This is a genomic window from Neptunomonas phycophila, assembly GCF_001922575.1.
Taxonomy (GTDB): Bacteria; Pseudomonadota; Gammaproteobacteria; order Pseudomonadales; family Balneatricaceae; genus Neptunomonas; species Neptunomonas phycophila.
Map to the genome: position 1 here is coordinate 220,327 of NZ_MRCI01000003.1, position 17,767 is coordinate 238,093.

A 17,767-nucleotide genomic window follows, 5' to 3' on the forward strand; every position below is an offset into this window, starting at 1 on the left:
CCATGTATTTGAAGCATCGTTTAATCGCCGCACATGGGCTTGGCTATAAAGCGGCTTTTTATGAAAAAAACCGCTTTATTATTTCATTACGCTTTTTCAGCAGCTATCACTGATACTTCTACCAATAACTCGGGACGTGCCATGCGGGCCTCTACGCAAGCGCGTGCTGGTGCATGACCTTCGGGTACCCAAGCATCCCAAACGGCATTCATTTGCGCAAAATCTTTCATATCGCGGATATATACAGTTGCCGATAAGATATGCTCTTTGTCAGAACCCGCTTGTAGTAATAGGCCTTCTACTTTATCGAGCATCGTTTGCGTTTGTTCAGTGATGTCGGTGTTGGCATCAGCTGCAACTTGGCCGCAGAGATAAATAGTGCCGTTGTGTTTTACGATACGGCTCATACGTTGCTTAGTTTCTTGGCGTTCAATAGTCATGTTATGCCCTTTGTATAATCTGTGGTTTATCGCACTATTATAGTATGTAAAAGGCAGTAAATTATTGCGTTAATTCGGTGTTTCTTAGGATTTTTTTGAGGCGTGACTCGGCGTATATTGGATTTATCATGATTGGTAGGGTTAAGACCTTTGCTTCGCCAAAGGCCTTAACAATTAAGCGTCTTATCTTTCAATCACTGCGATACTCGGCTGCGCAAAGTGGCTATAACGCCTCTAGCTTGGCAAATCCCAATACCAGCCACTTACTGCCTTCGTCGTCAAAGTTGACTTGAACGCGGGCTTTGGGGCCGTCGCCTTCGCAGTTGAGGACAATACCCTCGCCGAAGATGGGATGTTTGACGCGTTGCCCCAAGTAAATTTTGGGTGTGCTGTCGTCGACTTGGACGTTGTTAAACATGCTGTTATCACGTTGTCCGTAGCTGGGGCGACCTTGGCTCATGGGGCGGCTGACGGTGGCGTTGAGGCGGACTTCTTCGATAAATTCAGCAGGAATTTCTTGGATAAAGCGCGATGGTCGATTGAAGTTGTCTTGGCCATGCATGCGGCGTGATTCGGCATAGGTGATGAATAGTTTTTTCATCGCACGTGTAATGCCGACGTAGCAGAGGCGGCGTTCTTCTTCCATGCGGCCGGGTTCTTCGGCAGACATGCTGTGTGGAAAAAGGCCTTCTTCCACGCCAGCCAAGAAGACGAGTGGGAACTCTAAGCCTTTAGCTGAGTGCAAGGTCATTAATTGTACGCTGTCTTGGTTGGTGTCAGCTTGCGCGTCGCCTGCATCAAGAGCGGCTTGGTCGAGGAAGGCGGAGAGTTCGCTGACGTTAGCTTCTTCTGGGGTGGCTTCCCATTGGCCGCTGAACTGTTTAGCGGCGTTAACTAGCTCTTCCAAGTTTTCGACGCGGGATTGGCCTTTCTCGCCTTTTTCTTTTGCGTGGTGCTCAATTAAACCGCTGAGCTGTATAGCGTGGTCGGTAATTTCGTTGAGTGTAGTGCCTGTGGTTTCTGTGTCGATTTGGTTGATTAAGTTTAAAAAACTTTGCAGGGCGTTGAGCGCACGCGCAGGTAGTTTTTTATACTCGACAACTTCGTTCGCAGCGCGCCACATTGATACATTTTCGGCACGAGCATGTTCACGGACAACATCGATGGTACGTGTGCCAATTCCGCGTGTGGGAACGTTGATCACGCGCTCCATAGCTGTATCGTCTTCGCGGTTTGATACTAAGCGTAAGTAAGCCAGAGCGTTTTTAATTTCTAGACGATCGTAGAAACGATGGCCTCCATAGATGCGATAAGGCACGCCTGAGCGGATTAATGCTTCTTCCAATACGCGGGATTGTGCGTTGGAGCGGTAAAGGATGGCTGATTCGCTACGCAACCCTCCTTCATCCACCCATTTTTGAATTTGACCAACAATGAAGCGTGATTCGTCTTGCTCATTAAAGGCCGCGTAGAGTGATATCTTTTCTCCATCGGCACCTTCTGTCCAAAGCTGTTTGCCTAAACGGCCTCGGTTATTGGCAATGACAGCGTTGGCTGCTTGTAGAATGGTGTTGGTAGAGCGGTAGTTTTGCTCAAGCCGGATGGTGTCTGCCCCCGGGAAGTGCTCTGGGAGGTTTTGAATGTTTTCGATACGTGCGCCGCGCCAGCCATAGATGGATTGGTCGTCATCACCGACAGCCATGAGTTTGCGTTCGTGACCGGTGAGTAAGCGCAACCATGCGTATTGGATCGCGTTGGTGTCTTGAAACTCATCGACCAAGATGTAGCGAAAGCGTTCTTGGTAATGGGCTAAGAGTTTAGGGTTATGGTCGCGTAACAGTTCAAGGCAGCGTAAGAGTAACTCGCCAAAGTCGATCATACCTCCGCGGTCGCAAGCGTCTTCGTAGGCTTCGTACATTCGAATCATGGTCTTATCGAAAACGTCATTCGTACGTTCGATATGGCGGCTACGCAGCCCTTCGTCTTTTTGACCATTGATGTACCATTGAAACTGGCGAGCGGGCCAGCGAGTATCATCGAGCTGCATTTCTTTGCAGAGACGTTTGATCAGGCGTAGCTGGTCGTCTGAGTCCATAATCTGAAAGTTTTCGTTGAGCTGCGCTTCGCGCCAGTGGGCACGTAAAATTCGATGAGCTAATCCGTGGAAAGTACCGACCCACATACCACCGGGGTTTACGCCTAATAATTCTTCGATACGACCGCGCATTTCACGCGCTGCTTTGTTGGTGAAGGTAACCGACATGATGGAGTAAGGCGATATATTTTCGGTTTGTACCAGCCAAGCGATACGGTGCACCAATACACGCGTTTTACCTGAGCCTGCGCCAGCAAGCACCAGTAGGTTTTGTACAGGTGCAGTGACGGCGCTGCGTTGTGCATCGTTGAGCCCGTCGATAATTGCAGTTACATCCATTAGATCAGTACTTTCTTCTATTAGTCGTGAGTTAAGTTGTATCGAAGTTTACAAATAAGAGGCGATTATAAAGCAAACCGCCCGGTTTAACCGGGCAGTTGTGATGGGTTCGCAATACGATATAGCAGGATACGTTTAAGCTCGTCAGGGTCTTTTAGTACCATATCACTGCCTCCTTGTCGGTTGGCTTGCTCAATACCGCAGGCAGGGATCAGACGTGATAGCCAAAAGCGCATAGCGGCTGTGCGTGTGAGTTGTGGCCATGCTTTATGTTCGTTGTCGGTAAATGGCCGTTCACGATTGTAAGCGGCTAACAGCGCTGACTCCCGCTCGGGATCTACGCTGCCGTCGGCGCGAGTACACCAGTCGTTTGCAACAATCGCCAAATCAAAGAGTAAAAAAGCGGTGGCCGCATTGTAAACATCTAAGATGGCGGATACTTCATCGCCGATGAATAAGGCGTTATCGTGAAACAGATCGCCATGCACGACGCCCATAGGTAACCCCCAAGGTTGCTCTCGCAGCTCATCAAATAGCGCTACTTCACTTTTTAGTAGTGCATTGTCTTCCTCGGTGAGGAAGCGAGCGATGTTCTGACTTTCTCGGCGCCACCAGAAAACACCACGATGTGCTTGGCGACGCAGATAGAAGTTTTCTCCTGCCACATGAAAGCGAGCTAAATGCGCACCAATAGAGGCGCAGTGCGCTGGGGTCAGATCAGCTTTAGCAACGTGCGAGCCTTCAAATTTAGGCTGTAGCAAAGCGGGGCGATTATGAATTTTCTTAAGGGCGATGCCATGTTTATCTTTGAACGGAGAGGGGAGTGCAATGCCTCGTTCGGCTAACCAAGTGGTTAGCTCAACAAAGAAAGGCATATCTTCCATAGTGAACTCTTCGAAGAGAGTGAGTACATACTCCGCTTCGTTTCCGTCTTTGCTCAGTGTGACGAAATAGTTCGTGTTTTCGATACCACCGTCAATGCCTTTAAAGCGCACAAGTGTGCCCAAAGGAAACTGTCCCAATAATTGGGTGAAATCTTGCTGACTTAATTGCGTATATACAGCCACGTGTCGTCCAACTCTTACCAGCTAAAAATAACCCATTTAGGAATTAGGAGCGTTGATTTATCCACGCGCTGCATTCCGCCCCCTTGCTTAGCAGGGACTAGGTAGTAGGGCTTACCTACCGAGGGTACTACTTTAATCTCTTTTAGGATGCCATTAACGCGATATTCGTAATAGGTGCTTTCATCTTTGTACGTAATGCGGATGTCTGGTTCACCGCCTTCTGGCGCCCCGGGTAATTCGTTAGCTGACGTAATAGTTGCAACACTTAATGATAATGCCAGTATTAAATATTTGATCATTGTCCCTTTCTCATTGGTTGGCAGGCGCTAATTGTCTATGATTGTGAGCCTGTACCGATAGCGTGTAAAGCACCCGGATAACATAACAGACGGATTTCGAATGACCCAGCAACCCTCACCGCTTATTTTAGTCGACGGCTCTTCTTATTTATACCGTGCATTTTTTGCCTCACAGCAGGCGGATCTTCGTACCAGTGATGGCGTACCTAGTGGCGCTGTGCGTGTCGTTACCTCCATGTTACGTAGTTTGATTAACCAATACCCCAAAAGTCGAATCGCCGTTGTGTTTGATGCGAAAGGCAAAACGTTTCGCGATGAAATTTTTGCTGAGTATAAAGCGCAACGGCCATCGATGCCTGATGACCTGCGTGTTCAAGTGGAGCCTATCCACGACATTATTCGAGCAATGGGGCTGCCGCTCATTGTCGAAGACAATGTAGAAGCCGATGATGTCATTGGCACCATGGCCATGATGGCAACGGAGCAAGGCTGCGAAACGCTTATTTCGACAGGCGATAAAGACATGGCTCAATTGGTAAATGAGCATGTAACCTTGATTAACACCATGAATAATACGGTGATGGATGTTGCCGGCGTAGAAGAAAAGTTTGGAATACCGCCGCATTTGATCATCGACTTTTTGGCGTTGATGGGCGATAAGGTTGATAACATCCCGGGCGTACCCGGTGTAGGTGAAAAAACCGCATTGGCGCTGCTGCAAGGCATTGGCAGTATCAAAGAGATCTATGAGAACCTCGATAAAATTGCTGATCTGTCTTTTCGCGGATCCAAAACCATGGCGAAAAAACTAGAAGAAAACCGCGAGGCCGCTGATCTATCTTATCTTCTAGCTACCATAAAGCTTGATGTGCCATTGGATTTTACTTTGGAGGATATTAAGCATCCTGCACCTGATAATGAGAAATTACTCGCATTATTTAAACAATTTGAGTTTAAGAGTTGGGTGCGTGAAATAGAAGAGGGTGGTACAGCACCCGGTCTTAACTCAGGAGCCTCCTCTGCAACTCCCGCAGGGGCTGGTGAGCCGGCAGCACCTGTTGCTCCTGCGGTTTTGAATTACGAAGTCATAACAGACCAAGCCCGTTTGGACGAGTGGCTGGAGCGACTCGCTGATTCTGATTTGTTCGCCTTTGATACGGAAACAGACAATCTAGATTACATGATTGCTAACTTAGTTGGCGTATCGTTTGCGATCACAGCAGGAGAAGCGGCTTATGTGCCCGTAGCACATGATTATGTTGGTGCCCCTGACCAATTGGACCGCGATAGTGTTTTAGCGCAGCTAAAGCCGCTGCTCGAAAATGCGGACCTGAAAAAAGTAGGACAGCACATTAAATATGATATGAATGTTTTGGCTCGTTATGACATTCATCTACAAGGTGTTGAGTTTGATACCATGCTGGAGTCCTATGTGCTCAACTCAACGGCTACACGCCATGATATGGGGAGTTTGGCAGAGAAATACTTAGGGGTTAGCACCGTATCGTTTGAAGACATTGCCGGTAAAGGGAAGAAACAACTCACCTTTAACCAAATAGATTTAGAACAGGCTGGGCCGTATGCCGCCGAAGATGCAGACATCACGTTGCGTTTACATCAAGCGTTACGCCCGCAGTTAGAGGCGACAGGTAAGCTGGCAAGCGTGTTTGATGATATTGAAAAACCGCTGATCAGTGTGTTATCCAAAGTTGAGCGTAATGGTGCCTATGTTGACGCCACATTACTGGGTAAACAAAGTATTGAGATTGACGAGCGTTTAAAGGAGCTGGAAGCTCAAGCCCATGAAATGGCTGGAGGGCCGTTTAATTTGGCATCCACAAAGCAGCTTCAAGAAGTGCTTTTTGAAAAAATGCAGCTACCGGTCAAAAAGAAGACACCTAAAGGCGTTCCATCAACCGCAGAAGAGGTGCTGCAAGAATTGGCACTCGACTACCCGCTTCCCAAATTGTTGCTTGAGCATCGCAGCTTAAGCAAGCTCAAGTCGACATATACCGACAAGTTGCCTCTCATGATTAATGGGGCCACTGGACGTATTCATACATCCTATCATCAAGCGATTACGGCAACAGGTCGTCTTTCATCAACGGATCCTAACCTGCAGAATATCCCGATTCGCTCAGCAGAAGGGCGTCGTATACGTCAGGCATTTGTTGCACCAGAAGGTTATCAGATAGTAGCGGCAGACTATTCGCAAATCGAACTGCGTATTATGGCGCACTTGTCTGACGATGCTGGGTTGTTGAGCGCGTTCTCTCATGGTGAAGATGTTCACAAAGCAACAGCATCCCAAGTTTTTAATACTCCCATTGAGGAGGTCACCATTGATCAACGCCGAAGCGCCAAAGCGATCAATTTTGGTTTGATTTATGGCATGTCAGCTTTTGGTTTGGCAAAGCAGCTGGGTATTGGCCGTAATGAAGCGAAAGAATATATCGAATACTACTTCGCTACGTATCCAGGTGTTCAAAATTATATGGAAGAGACGCGCGAGCAAGCCAAAGCGCAGGGCTATGTTGAAACCGTTTTTGGGCGTCGCCTCTACTTGCCGGCTATTAATGCTAGCAATGCCATTGCACGCCAAGCGGCGGAGCGCACAGCGATTAATGCGCCGATGCAGGGCTCGGCAGCCGATATTATTAAGCGCGCAATGGTGCAAGTTGATCGTTGGCTGCAAGATGGTGAATATGATGCCCGTATGATCATGCAGGTGCATGATGAATTAGTGTTCGAGGTGAAAACCGAGCAGGTCGAGCAATTTAAGCAAGCGGTAGTGGAAAAAATGCAGAAGGCTGCCACACTAAAGGTTCCACTTATTGTTGAGGCTGGGCAGGGTGAAAACTGGGATCAAGCGCATTAATTAAATAATTTGTAAAAATTTTGATCAATGTGGGAACTAATTAAAAATATGGAGTGTCGGAATAGAGACACCACCCTGAGTTCCCCTTCCAGTAGTTGTTCACTGGGTGTGTGTGCAGAGGACGCCTTAGCTCCAGACAAAACTCAACCCCCTTCTGAGTTTGTCTGGAGCTTATTTTTATCTACTGTTTTTACTCGTCGGCACCATTTTGGGTCGAAAATTCCTCATCTGTCTCCGAAGAGAGCCACTCTGAAAGTTGTTGGCTCAGTGTCTCAACGCCATCTCTTTTCAGTGAAGAAAAAGTCTGCACAGTTACTTTATCGCCAAGGCGCTCTTTTAACCCTTTGCGAAGGCTCAACATTGCTGCTTGGGCTGGACCACGCTTAAGCTTATCTGATTTAGTCAGTAACACATGTAGAGGGATTTGCGTGGACTGGCACCAGCGCACCATCATCTCATCAAACTCTTTCATAGGGTGGCGAATGTCCATGACTAATACTACGCCTCGCAATGACATACGTTCTTGAAGGTACTGATCTAAATGTTTTTGCCAGTGCTCTTTCATGGAGACAGGGACTTTGGCATAGCCATAACCTGGTAGATCGACTAGGCGTAGATCGGGCTGGTTGAGCTGGAAAAAATTAATCAGCTGAGTTCGTCCCGGTGTTTTTGAGGTGCGTGCTAGCTTCGAGTTATTCGTAAGCGCGTTTATCGCACTGGATTTTCCGGCATTCGAGCGGCCAGCAAACGCGACTTCTGCTCCAGAATCTTCTGGGCACTGATTGAGTTTGTTGGCGCTAATGAGAAACTCAGCGGAATTAAAATGAATTTTATTGACTTCGGGCATAGACTTTAGGTTACCGCACTATAGTGGAACCACATTTACCGTTCCAGTTTGTGTGGTTATTAAGTTATAATCTGGCCAAATTTTACTCGGTAACAGAGAGAGTCTCTAGTAGCTGGGCGTAATAAAGATTATTAGTAAGATTAAATGGCCATGAACCATTTAGCTGCTTTTATTAAAAACAATGAATGACAAGAGTCTAAGTTAACTATGAATAAAATACTGATCAGCTTGTTATTAACAATGGGAATTACAGGTCTGGCTAATGCAGCGGGAGACGCAGCTGCAGGGCAAGGGAAAACAGCTGTTTGTGCGGCGTGTCATAACGCTGATGGTAACAGTGCCATTGGCAGCTTCCCAAAACTGGCTGGTCAGAATGAAACGTATTTGGTGAAGCAGCTTAAAGATATTAAAAGCGGCGCACGACCAATTGTTGAAATGACGGGCCTCTTAGATAGCCTTACCGAACAGGATCTTGAAGATATGGCTGCTTACTTTGCATCTAAAAAGGTACAAGGTGGCCAAGTTGCCAAAGATCAGTTAGAGCTGGGGCAGCAAATTTACCGAGCAGGTTTGTCAGCTAAAGGTGTGCCAGCTTGCACGGCATGTCACTTGCCTAATGGTCAAGGTATGAACGCTGCAGGGTACCCTGCTTTGAGTGGACAGCATGCGGCATACAGCGAGAAGCAGTTAAAAGATTTTCGTGCGGGTGCACGTAATAACGATCCGCAATCTATGATGCGTGACATTGCGGCTAAACTAAATGATACCGAAATGAAGGCCGTGTCTAGTTATTTGCAAGGCCTGTATTAATTGGCGGTTGATTCGTTTGTAAATTAAGGCAGCCTCGGGCTGCCTTTTTTATGTAGGCTCGTGACGGAACTGTGCAAACTTGCTACTGTCACACCATCTAATTATTTCGTATTACAGATGGATGGAGAGTTACACCTATGTTGAAGTCATTGGCATCAGCCGCACTGGCAATTGGATTAGCGTTTTCTACGGCGCATGCTGCCGACTACGTGGCAGGAAAAGATTACATAGAACTGCCTACCGCTGTAAAAACTTCAGATCCGACCCGGGTTGAAGTCACAGAAATGTTTGGTTACCCATGTCCGCACTGTAATAGCTTTGAGCCGCTGCTATCTACATGGGAAAAAAAGCAAGATGATATTAACTTCCAGCGAGTGCCTGTCGTTTTTGGTCGTAGCTGGGAAGCACCAGCTCGTGCGTACTATACAGCCGAGTTGCTCGATAAAGTGGATGAAACGCACCAAGCTATGTTCGATGCTATCCATATTCAGCGTAAGCGACTGAACTCTGTAGAAGCCATGGCCGATTTTTATGCTTCATTGGGTGTAGATAAAGAAAAGTTTGAAAAAACGTACAACTCCTTTGCGGTCAATATGAAACTAAACCAAGGCGACTCTAAAGTGCGCAGCTATCAGGTTGATGGTGTGCCTTCGATGGTGGTGAATGGTAAGTATCGCGTCACTGCTGGCACTGCTGGTGGGCAAGCAAACATGCTAGATGTTGTAGATTTTCTGGTTGCTAAAGAACAGGCCGCAATGGCAAAAGAGTAAATCTGCGAGGATTATTTAAGGCTGAGCACGCCTTTCCTTTGATTTAGCCGATAAAAACCGCCGCATGGCGGTTTTTTTACGCCTGTCGTTTAGTGGTAGATGGTTGAGTTATAACCTACTATAAATACTCGAACGCAGTGCTCAAAACAGGGGTGTATGAAGTGAGCAAAGACCAGACGGACTGGAAGCATAAATATAAAGAAGCAGCAATAGAGCTCGAGCGGTATGAGTCCAGCCAAGTTGAAGAGCAGATGCGACTCATTATATCGCATATGACTTTGGGCCTGCAGGGGCAGTCTGAATCGCTAGATAGCGCCCTTAGCCACATTCGCCAAACATTAACCAGTGCGTCAAATTCCCTTGATCGTAAATCAATCGCTGAGCTTGAAAAGCAGGTCCGGTACTTAGATCGAGAGCGTGAAAAAACAGCCAAATCGATGTTGGTGTTCCTTAAACAGTGGCTGTTATCCCTAAAGAAGGTAGCGGATGAGGAGCAGCAAGCTGATTTTTTACTCCTAGAGCGGAAAGCATCAGAAGTTGTTGATCATTGGTATGAAGTGCCTGAGTACTTATCATCTCTGCTAGCTTTGCAAGAGAGCCACCTTCAAGAGCCCGGCGCTACGCATGTCGTATCTCCTCTAGCTGACAGCTTATCAGCGGATGTGTCACAGGATGTTGTTGTAAAAGATGAAGCATCGGTTGATAGTCAATTTGAGGCCGTGGCTAGTGAGCTAATTCAGCTGGTGGATGCGTTGAGTTTGTCGGTGGACCATAAACAGCGAGTCGCCCTATTGATTAAGCGCATTCGTACCCAGTTATCGTTTGGCGAGTTGGTTTCTGTTTTGGCTGAGTTGATTGAGCTAGTGCAAATTTCAACGAGTTCGGCGCATGAAGATTTTGAGCAATACCTTATTAGCTTAAATTCTCAGTTGGCTGCAGTGCAGGGCTTTTTAAATGAGAGCCAAAGTGATCAGAGCATCAGTGGAAAGGCTCAAAAAGCGTTAGATAGCCAAGTAAGGCAGGAAGTCAGTAATATTCATACAGCGGTAAATCAGTCTACTAGTTTGGATGATTTGAAAGTAACGGTGGCTTCCCAATTAGATGGTATCGTTTTTGCGATGGACGAGTTTCGCAAATCTGAAGAAGAGAGGGAGTCTAGATCTCAGCAGCGCCATGACGAGTTGATGCAACAGATGCAATCGATGGAGGAGGAGTCGAGGCGAGTAAAAGCGCACATGGAAGAAGAGCGGATGAAAGCCCGAACGGACTCCCTGACAGGCTTGCCTAATCGCGCTGCGTATGATGATCACCTCAAAAAAGAGTTTGAGCGCTGGAGCCGTTATGAACAAGGCTTCTCTATAGCGATAGGCGACCTAGATCACTTTAAAAGTATCAATGATAATTATGGCCATCTAGTGGGTGATAAAGTACTACGGCTTGTGTCGCGTGTTTTATCGAAAACGTTACGTGCAGCAGACTTCATCGCACGTTATGGCGGTGAGGAATTTATTATTTTGCTGCCAGCCACTTCGATTAGTGATGCCGCTGGAGCAATAGATAAACTCCGAGCATCCGTCTGTAACAGTCCTTTTAATTTTCACGGCGAACCCGTACAGATCACCATGTCATTTGGGGTGGCAGAAACAAAAACAGGCGATACATTAGATCAGCTATTTGAGCGTGCAGATGCCGCTTTATATCGGGCAAAAGGTGGTGGCCGTAACTGTGTTCGACAAGGCTGAGCCGTGTTTACAGTTCTGTATGGCAGCTGAGACTTTACCTTGTTGTCGGTAAAGGGCACACTTGTGACCGCTTAATAGACCGCTTCAAAGGATGACACTGGTGCGACGCCTTTCTCGTAGCTTAAAAATCGCTTATACCTTTATTCGTTATCGATTAGATACTTTTTTCGAAGAGTTGCACTTGCCTTGGTATTTGCGAGTGCTTCTGTACCTTATGGTATGGCGCTATTTCATTAAAGCCGAGCAGCCTCGCGGTGTGCGGTTACGTCTGGCTCTTGAATCGTTAGGTCCTGTATTTATTAAATTTGGGCAAATGCTTTCAACACGGCGTGATTTGTTACCTGACGATATTGCGAATGAATTGAAGCGCTTACAGGATAATGTGCCCCCGTTCCCTGGCGATCAGGCACAAACCATTATTGAAAAAGCGTTAGGGAAGTCTGTAACCCAGCTGTTCGCAAAATTTGATGTTGAGCCTCTAGCGTCGGCCTCGGTAGCACAGGTACACAGTGCTGTACTAAATGATGGCAGTGAAGTCGTTGTTAAAGTTATCCGTCCCGGCATAAGCCGTACGATCGAAAAAGATGTGGCTTTGTTGTACACCCTTGCTCACCTTATTCAGCGAGCATGGCATGAAGGACGTCGTCTACGTCCTGTTGAGGTGGTATCCGAATACGAACAAACGTTATTAGATGAGCTAGATCTGCGTAAAGAAGCAGCCAATGGCTCGCAGTTGCGGCGTAACTTTGAAGGATCGCAGCTGCTTTATGTTCCAGAAATTTATTGGGACCTGACTCGTCAGCATGTATTGGTGATGGAGCGAATTCAAGGCATACCCGTCGCCGAGATTGATCAATTAATTGCGCAGGGCACGGACCTTAAATTATTGGCGGAGCGGGGCGTTGAAATCTTTTTCTCGCAAGTGTTCCGTGACAGCTTTTTCCATGCGGATATGCATCCAGGTAATATTTTTGTCTCTCGTGATAACCCTAGTAACCCGAAATACATAGCAATAGATTTCGGCATTATTGGGTCGCTTACCGCCGAAGATCAAGGATATTTAGCGCGTAATTTCCTTGCATTTTTTACGCGCGACTATCGTCAAGTAGCGCAGTTGCATATCGATTCTGGGTGGGTGCCAGCCAATACTAATGTTACCGCCTTTGAAACAGCTATTCGCAGTGTCTGTGAGCCAATATTTAATAAGCCGTTAAAAGACATCTCGTTTGGGCAGGTTTTGTTGGGGCTATTTCAAACTGCACGCCGCTTTAATATGGAAGTACAGCCGCAATTGGTGCTTCTGCAAAAAACCTTGCTTAATATCGAAGGTCTGGGGCGGCAATTGTATCCCGACTTGGACCTTTGGCAGACCGGTAAGCCTTTTCTTGAACGTTGGATGAAAGATAGAGTGGGTCCTAAAGCTGCTTATCAGACGATCAAGCAGCAAGCTCCCGACTGGCTAGATAAAATGCCTCAAATGCCCCAGTTGGTATTCGACACGCTATCTCAGCTCAAAACTCAGCAGCATGCGGCGCAACTGTTTTACGAAGCGGAGCAAGAAAAGCGTGAAGTCGAATCCCAAAAACGGCGACGCCGTTACCTGCTCGCTGCGGTCTTAGGTGTATCAGCCTTATGGTTTGGTCACGAGCCGTCGCATATGTGGCTAGAAGAGGTCGGGCTGATTGGCTGGGTTTTGGCGGGGGCAGCGGCATTCCTGCTGGTACAGTAATTTAGTGTATTAATTAAAGCGTAAAGTAAAAATTATGAATGAAAAATGGCTGGAACAAGTGAAGTGGGATGAGAACGGTTTAGTTCCTGCTATCGCGCAAGATTATCAAAGTGGCAAAGTTTTAATGATGGCGTGGATGAATAAAGAAGCGCTAAAGCTAACAGCACAAGAGCAGCGTGCCATATATTGGTCACGTTCGCGCGCTAAACTATGGCGCAAAGGGGAGGAGTCTGGGCATATTCAGGCGTTACATGAACTTCGTTTAGATTGCGATAACGATGTAATTTTGATGAAGGTAGAACAGAAAGGCGGAATTGCATGCCATACCGGGCGCGAAAGTTGCTTCTACAGCGTCTTTAGCGAAGGTGAATGGAAGCCCGTAGATCCAGTGCTCAAAGACCCCAATAGTATATATAACAAATAGGTTGTGATATGAGTGATGTATTAGCTGAGCTTAGCAAGGTTCTAGAGGCGCGCAAGCAGGCAGAAGCGGATAGCTCTTACGTAGCAAGTTTGCATGCCAAAGGGCTCAACAAGATACTTGAGAAAGTAGGAGAAGAGTCATTTGAAACTGTAATTGCCGCTAAAGACGCTCAGGCTTCGGGAGATAACTCTGATGTAATATATGAAACCGCTGATTTGTGGTTTCACAGTTTAGTCATGTTATCTCACTTGGGCGAAAAACCGGAAGCGGTACTGGAAGAGTTGGCGCGCCGTTTTGGGTTGTCGGGCCTAGACGAAAAAGCATCGCGTAACTGATTTTAGATAGCTAATTGTTTAGTCTAGAATTTTCTAGTTTTTTATTTAGCACTTTTCTGTATAAATAAGTATCGTAAGATTAAATAGGCGATACGCGAAGAATTTAATGTAAGAGGTGGTTCATGGGTTTCGGTGGAATTAGCATTTGGCAGTTAGTGATCGTTCTTGGCATCATTGTGTTGTTGTTCGGTACTAAAAAATTGCGCAACATTGGTGGTGATCTTGGCGGGGCAATAAAAGGCTTTAAAAAAGCCATGAAAGAAGAACCCGAAAGCGATAAATCAATTGAGAAAAAAGATGCTGACTTTGCACCAGAACAGCCAGCAACGAAGCAAGAAAGCACTCCTGAACAAAAATAAGCTGGTATCGCACTATGTTTGATATTGGCTTTGCCGAGTTGTTGGTCATTGCTGCGGTTGCTCTCGTGGTGCTTGGCCCTGAAAAACTTCCTACGGCGGTTCGTACACTTGGTTTGTGGGTAGGGCGTGCCAAACGCACCATAGGTGGAATCCAGCGAGAGATATCTGAAGAGTTACGCATGGAAGAGCTGCGTCGCACATCGGCTATTGAAAAAGAAAAGTTGGATAAAGAATTGAACGAGATGCGTCAGCCGTTTAGTGATGCATCTAATGATATTCAAACAGCAACAAAAGCACCTGAAAACACAAAAGCAACTCCCGAACCTCCTTCTGAGCAATCGGAAAAATCCAACGGATGAACAAAACAAATAATACTATGGACGATCAGGAGCAAGAGCAGACATTAGTGTCGCATCTTGTTGAGCTGCGCCAGCGATTAATGTGGGCTCTTGGAATTATCTTGCTGATCTTCCTTTGTTTATTCTATTTCGCAAATGATTTATATGAATACCTGTCGGCACCGTTAACGGCCTTGTTGCCTCCAGGTACAAGCATGATTGCAACGGATGTAACCTCACCGTTTTTTGCGCCGTTTAAATTGACCTTAGTGTTGGCGTTATTCTTGGCTATGCCTTTTATACTGCATCAAATGTGGGCTTTTATTGCGCCAGGGCTATATCAGCATGAAAAGCGTCTGGCTGTACCTGTACTGGCGTCGAGCATCTTCCTGTTCTATGCCGGCATTGCGTTTGCTTATTATGTGGTCTTTCCTATTCTATTTGGCTTCTTTACCAGCGTAGGTCCAGAAAACGTTGCCGTAATGACAGACATAAGTAGCTATTTAAACTTCGTGCTTAAACTGTTTTTTGCCTTCGGTATTGTTTTTGAAATACCAATAGCTACGCTGCTACTTATATGGACAGGAGCAACAACCGTAAAAGATCTCTCCGGTAAGCGCGCTTATGTCATAGTGTGCTGTTTCGTCGTAGGTATGTTGCTAACACCTCCAGATATTATTTCTCAAAGCTTATTAGCCTTGCCTATGTGGTTGCTGTTTGAGCTTGGTCTGATTTTGGCTCGAGTGTTTGTTAAGTCTAATGATGAAGAAATAGACGAGGAATCGGTTAAACCGCAGCTTTAATGCTCTCTGTTGTATGTTAATTGATCAATATAAGGCGCCTTTTATGGGCGCCTTTATTTTTTGGCCTTTTTTACCTCTTTTTCACGATATTTTAACAATTAGCGGTTGACTCTAAATGGGGTGTCTGTAGAATGCGCACTCCTTGCTTAGGACGGCAGCGAAAGCGGCTTTGAACAGAGCAAGGCGGTGTTATTTAAGTGGTTGAATAAATTGATCTTTTAGATGGTTTTGTTCATTAAATAACAACGAGTTGTTAGCGTGTTTTGCTCAGCTTTGTTTTTGAAAATACTCGAAAATAAAATGCAAAATAAACGTTGACAACGACACGGGGTTCGGTAAAATACGCGCCTCACTGAACGAGACGGCACAACGCGAAAGCGGGTAGCGAGTCGGATGCAAATCAAACGTTCAGCGCTCTTTAACAAATTGGTCAGATAATTCGTGTGGGCGCTTGCTGGGATGAAGCTACAAAAGCTTTATCAGGTAAGCAACCAAGTGAATTCATGTAAACATACGTTTTATGAAGTAATGAAGTTAGCGAACCTGAGTCAGATTTAGATTGTTGAAGCTTCGGCAAAGACGATCGAAAAATTAAACTGAAGAGTTTGATCATGGCTCAGATTGAACGCTGGCGGCAGGCCTAACACATGCAAGTCGAGCGGTAACAGATCTAGCTTGCTAGATGCTGACGAGCGGCGGACGGGTGAGTAACGCGTAGGAATCTACCGAGTAGTGGGGGATAGCCCAGAGAAATTTGGATTAATACCGCATACGCCCTACGGGGGAAAGGAGGGGATCTTCGGACCTTTCGCTATTTGATGAGCCTGCGTAAGATTAGCTAGTTGGTAGGGTAAAGGCCTACCAAGGCGACGATCTTTAGCTGTTCTGAGAGGATGATCAGCCACACTGGGACTGAGACACGGCCCAGACTCCTACGGGAGGCAGCAGTGGGGAATATTGGACAATGGGGGCAACCCTGATCCAGCCATGCCGCGTGTGTGAAGAAGGCCTTCGGGTTGTAAAGCACTTTCAGATGTGAGGAAAGGTTAGTAGCTAATAACTGCTATCTGTGACGTTAACATCAGAAGAAGGACCGGCTAACTCCGTGCCAGCAGCCGCGGTAATACGGAGGGTCCGAGCGTTAATCGGAATTACTGGGCGTAAAGCGCGCGTAGGCGGCTAAGTCAGTCAGATGTGAAAGCCCCGGGCTCAACCTGGGAATTGCACCTGATACTGCTTGGCTAGAGTACAGAAGAGGGTGGTGGAATTTCCTGTGTAGCGGTGAAATGCGTAGATATAGGAAGGAACATCAGTGGCGAAGGCGGCCACCTGGACTGATACTGACGCTGAGGTGCGAAAGCGTGGGGAGCAAACAGGATTAGATACCCTGGTAGTCCACGCCGTAAACGATGTCAACTAGCCGTTGGGGAACTTGATTCTTTAGTGGCGCAGCTAACGCGATAAGTTGACCGCCTGGGGAGTACGGTCGCAAGATTAAAACTCAAATGAATTGACGGGGGCCCGCACAAGCGGTGGAGCATGTGGTTTAATTCGAAGCAACGCGAAGAACCTTACCTACTCTTGACATCCAGAGAATTCGCTAGAGATAGCTTAGTGCCTTCGGGAGCTCTGAGACAGGTGCTGCATGGCTGTCGTCAGCTCGTGTTGTGAAATGTTGGGTTAAGTCCCGTAACGAGCGCAACCCTTGTCCTTATTTGCCAGCACATAATGGTGGGAACTCTAAGGAGACTGCCGGTGACAAACCGGAGGAAGGTGGGGACGACGTCAAGTCATCATGGCCCTTACGAGTAGGGCTACACACGTGCTACAATGGTCGGTACAGAGGGCTGCAAACCTGCGAGGGTGAGCCAATCTCACAAAACCGATCGTAGTCCGGATTGGAGTCTGCAACTCGACTCCATGAAGTCGGAATCGCTAGTAATCGTGGATCAGAATGCCACGGTGAATACGTTCCCGGGCCTTGTACACACCGCCCGTCACACCATGGGAGTGGATTGCACCAGAAGTAGATAGTCTAACCTTCGGGGGGACGTTTACCACGGTGTGGTTCATGACTGGGGTGAAGTCGTAACAAGGTAGCCGTAGGGGAACCTGCGGCTGGATCACCTCCTTAAACGATTAGCCGAATCCTGGCATAGCGTTCACACGAATTATCTGACCGAGACAGTTAAGCGCGGAATTTGAGAAAGCCTCAAGTTCTAAGTTATACGTATCGCAAGCACTGCTTGCTGTACCTATCACTTAAAGCTTCATGCTTTAAACGCTCTTTAACAATATGGATTTGATGAAATTAAAGTCTTGTTTTTAACAAGCGCCAAGTAAAAGTAATTTTATCGTTACGAGAAACATGTTTCTTGAACAGACGCCTTCGGGTTATATGGTCAAGTGACAAAGCGTGCACGGTGGATGCCTTGGCAGTCAGAGGCGATGAAGGACGTGGTAACCTGCGAAAAGCGTTGGGAAGGTGGTAA

The 17,767-nt window shown here is 46.8% G+C and carries 15 protein-coding genes and 2 rRNA genes; 12 read left to right on the plus strand and 5 right to left on the minus strand.

Translation table 11 applies throughout. The features are described 5' to 3' along the window. Positions 1–86: 86 nt before the first annotated feature. The 4 genes from BS617_RS16525 to BS617_RS16540 form a co-directional block, all read right to left on the minus strand. A complete protein-coding gene (locus tag BS617_RS16525) occupies positions 87–440 on the minus strand; it encodes a RidA family protein (protein ID WP_075174091.1) in 354 nt (117 codons plus the stop codon). Positions 441–663: 223 nt separating this feature from the next. Continuing rightward, entirely contained in the window at positions 664–2,874 is a 2,211-nt protein-coding gene (gene uvrD / locus BS617_RS16530) for a DNA helicase II (protein WP_075174092.1), read from the minus strand. Between the two features lie 86 nt (positions 2,875–2,960). After that, positions 2,961–3,941, minus strand: coding sequence for a homoserine kinase (locus BS617_RS16535; RefSeq protein WP_075174093.1), 981 nt, complete (start codon positions 3,939–3,941; stop codon positions 2,961–2,963). Between the two features lie 14 nt (positions 3,942–3,955). Further along, positions 3,956–4,240: a DUF2782 domain-containing protein gene (locus tag BS617_RS16540; protein ID WP_075174094.1), complete on the minus strand. Its 285-nt coding sequence runs from the start codon at positions 4,238–4,240 to the stop codon at positions 3,956–3,958. Between the two features lie 100 nt (positions 4,241–4,340). On the opposite strand from BS617_RS16540, the gene polA reads away from it, so the two are divergent. Next, positions 4,341–7,118, plus strand: coding sequence for a DNA polymerase I (gene polA, locus BS617_RS16545; protein WP_075174095.1), 2,778 nt, complete (start codon positions 4,341–4,343; stop codon positions 7,116–7,118). 190 nt (positions 7,119–7,308) lie between these two features. Here the strand turns inward: polA and yihA are convergent, their stop codons facing one another. Beyond that, complete coding sequence (gene yihA / locus BS617_RS16550; protein ID WP_075174096.1) at positions 7,309–7,965, minus strand: ribosome biogenesis GTP-binding protein YihA/YsxC; 657 nt, start codon at positions 7,963–7,965, stop codon at positions 7,309–7,311. A gap of 207 nt (positions 7,966–8,172) precedes the next feature. Here yihA and BS617_RS16555 point away from each other — a divergent pair, with 207 nt between their 5' ends. The 11 genes from BS617_RS16555 to BS617_RS16605 form a co-directional block, all read left to right on the plus strand. Next, the gene (locus BS617_RS16555) at positions 8,173–8,775 is read left to right on the plus strand and encodes a c-type cytochrome (RefSeq protein ID WP_075174097.1); all 603 of its coding nucleotides are present in this window, start codon (positions 8,173–8,175) and stop codon (positions 8,773–8,775) included. A gap of 137 nt (positions 8,776–8,912) precedes the next feature. Next, positions 8,913–9,545 (plus strand): thiol:disulfide interchange protein DsbA/DsbL, encoded by a 633-nt coding sequence (locus BS617_RS16560; protein ID WP_075174098.1) that lies wholly within the window; start codon positions 8,913–8,915, stop codon positions 9,543–9,545. Between the two features lie 161 nt (positions 9,546–9,706). Continuing rightward, the gene (locus tag BS617_RS16565; RefSeq protein ID WP_075174099.1) at positions 9,707–11,287 is read left to right on the plus strand and encodes a GGDEF domain-containing protein; all 1,581 of its coding nucleotides are present in this window, start codon (positions 9,707–9,709) and stop codon (positions 11,285–11,287) included. Positions 11,288–11,387: 100 nt separating this feature from the next. Then, on the plus strand, positions 11,388–13,016 hold the full coding sequence (gene ubiB, locus BS617_RS16570; RefSeq protein WP_075174100.1) for a ubiquinone biosynthesis regulatory protein kinase UbiB: 1,629 nt from the start codon (positions 11,388–11,390) through the stop codon (positions 13,014–13,016). Between the two features lie 34 nt (positions 13,017–13,050). Continuing rightward, positions 13,051–13,440 (plus strand): phosphoribosyl-AMP cyclohydrolase, encoded by a 390-nt coding sequence (hisI, locus tag BS617_RS16575; protein WP_075174101.1) that lies wholly within the window; start codon positions 13,051–13,053, stop codon positions 13,438–13,440. 8 nt (positions 13,441–13,448) lie between these two features. Continuing rightward, complete coding sequence (locus BS617_RS16580) at positions 13,449–13,775, plus strand: phosphoribosyl-ATP diphosphatase (RefSeq protein ID WP_075174102.1); 327 nt, start codon at positions 13,449–13,451, stop codon at positions 13,773–13,775. Between the two features lie 122 nt (positions 13,776–13,897). Next, positions 13,898–14,134: a Sec-independent protein translocase subunit TatA gene (tatA, locus tag BS617_RS16585; RefSeq protein ID WP_075174103.1), complete on the plus strand. Its 237-nt coding sequence runs from the start codon at positions 13,898–13,900 to the stop codon at positions 14,132–14,134. Positions 14,135–14,148: 14 nt separating this feature from the next. Beyond that, complete coding sequence (tatB, locus tag BS617_RS16590) at positions 14,149–14,493, plus strand: Sec-independent protein translocase protein TatB (RefSeq protein ID WP_075174104.1); 345 nt, start codon at positions 14,149–14,151, stop codon at positions 14,491–14,493. Further along, positions 14,490–15,275, plus strand: a complete 786-nt coding sequence (gene tatC / locus BS617_RS16595) for a twin-arginine translocase subunit TatC (protein ID WP_075174105.1) — start codon at positions 14,490–14,492, stop codon at positions 15,273–15,275. The genes tatB and tatC overlap by 4 nt, the downstream gene beginning before the upstream one ends. A gap of 593 nt (positions 15,276–15,868) precedes the next feature. Beyond that, positions 15,869–17,409 (plus strand): 16S ribosomal RNA (locus BS617_RS16600). Positions 17,410–17,675: 266 nt separating this feature from the next. Beyond that, a 23S ribosomal RNA gene (locus BS617_RS16605) occupies positions 17,676–17,767 on the plus strand; the annotation flags it as partial.

What these genes read in the sequence shown, in the direction of transcription:
- BS617_RS16525 (WP_075174091.1), bottom strand. Translation starts at nt 440, where the DNA reads ATGACTATTGAACGCCAAGAAACTAAGCAACGTATGAGCCGTATCGTA.
- tatA (WP_075174103.1), top strand. Translation starts at nt 13,898, where the DNA reads ATGGGTTTCGGTGGAATTAGCATTTGGCAGTTAGTGATCGTTCTTGGC.
- BS617_RS16555 (WP_075174097.1), top strand. Translation starts at nt 8,173, where the DNA reads ATGAATAAAATACTGATCAGCTTGTTATTAACAATGGGAATTACAGGT.
- BS617_RS16540 (WP_075174094.1), bottom strand. Translation starts at nt 4,240, where the DNA reads ATGATCAAATATTTAATACTGGCATTATCATTAAGTGTTGCAACTATT.
- polA (WP_075174095.1), top strand. Translation starts at nt 4,341, where the DNA reads ATGACCCAGCAACCCTCACCGCTTATTTTAGTCGACGGCTCTTCTTAT.
- tatC (WP_075174105.1), top strand. Translation starts at nt 14,490, where the DNA reads ATGAACAAAACAAATAATACTATGGACGATCAGGAGCAAGAGCAGACA.
- BS617_RS16580 (WP_075174102.1), top strand. Translation starts at nt 13,449, where the DNA reads ATGAGTGATGTATTAGCTGAGCTTAGCAAGGTTCTAGAGGCGCGCAAG.
- yihA (WP_075174096.1), bottom strand. Translation starts at nt 7,965, where the DNA reads ATGCCCGAAGTCAATAAAATTCATTTTAATTCCGCTGAGTTTCTCATT.
- uvrD (WP_075174092.1), bottom strand. Translation starts at nt 2,874, where the DNA reads ATGGATGTAACTGCAATTATCGACGGGCTCAACGATGCACAACGCAGC.
- BS617_RS16560 (WP_075174098.1), top strand. Translation starts at nt 8,913, where the DNA reads ATGTTGAAGTCATTGGCATCAGCCGCACTGGCAATTGGATTAGCGTTT.
- tatB (WP_075174104.1), top strand. Translation starts at nt 14,149, where the DNA reads ATGTTTGATATTGGCTTTGCCGAGTTGTTGGTCATTGCTGCGGTTGCT.
- hisI (WP_075174101.1), top strand. Translation starts at nt 13,051, where the DNA reads ATGAATGAAAAATGGCTGGAACAAGTGAAGTGGGATGAGAACGGTTTA.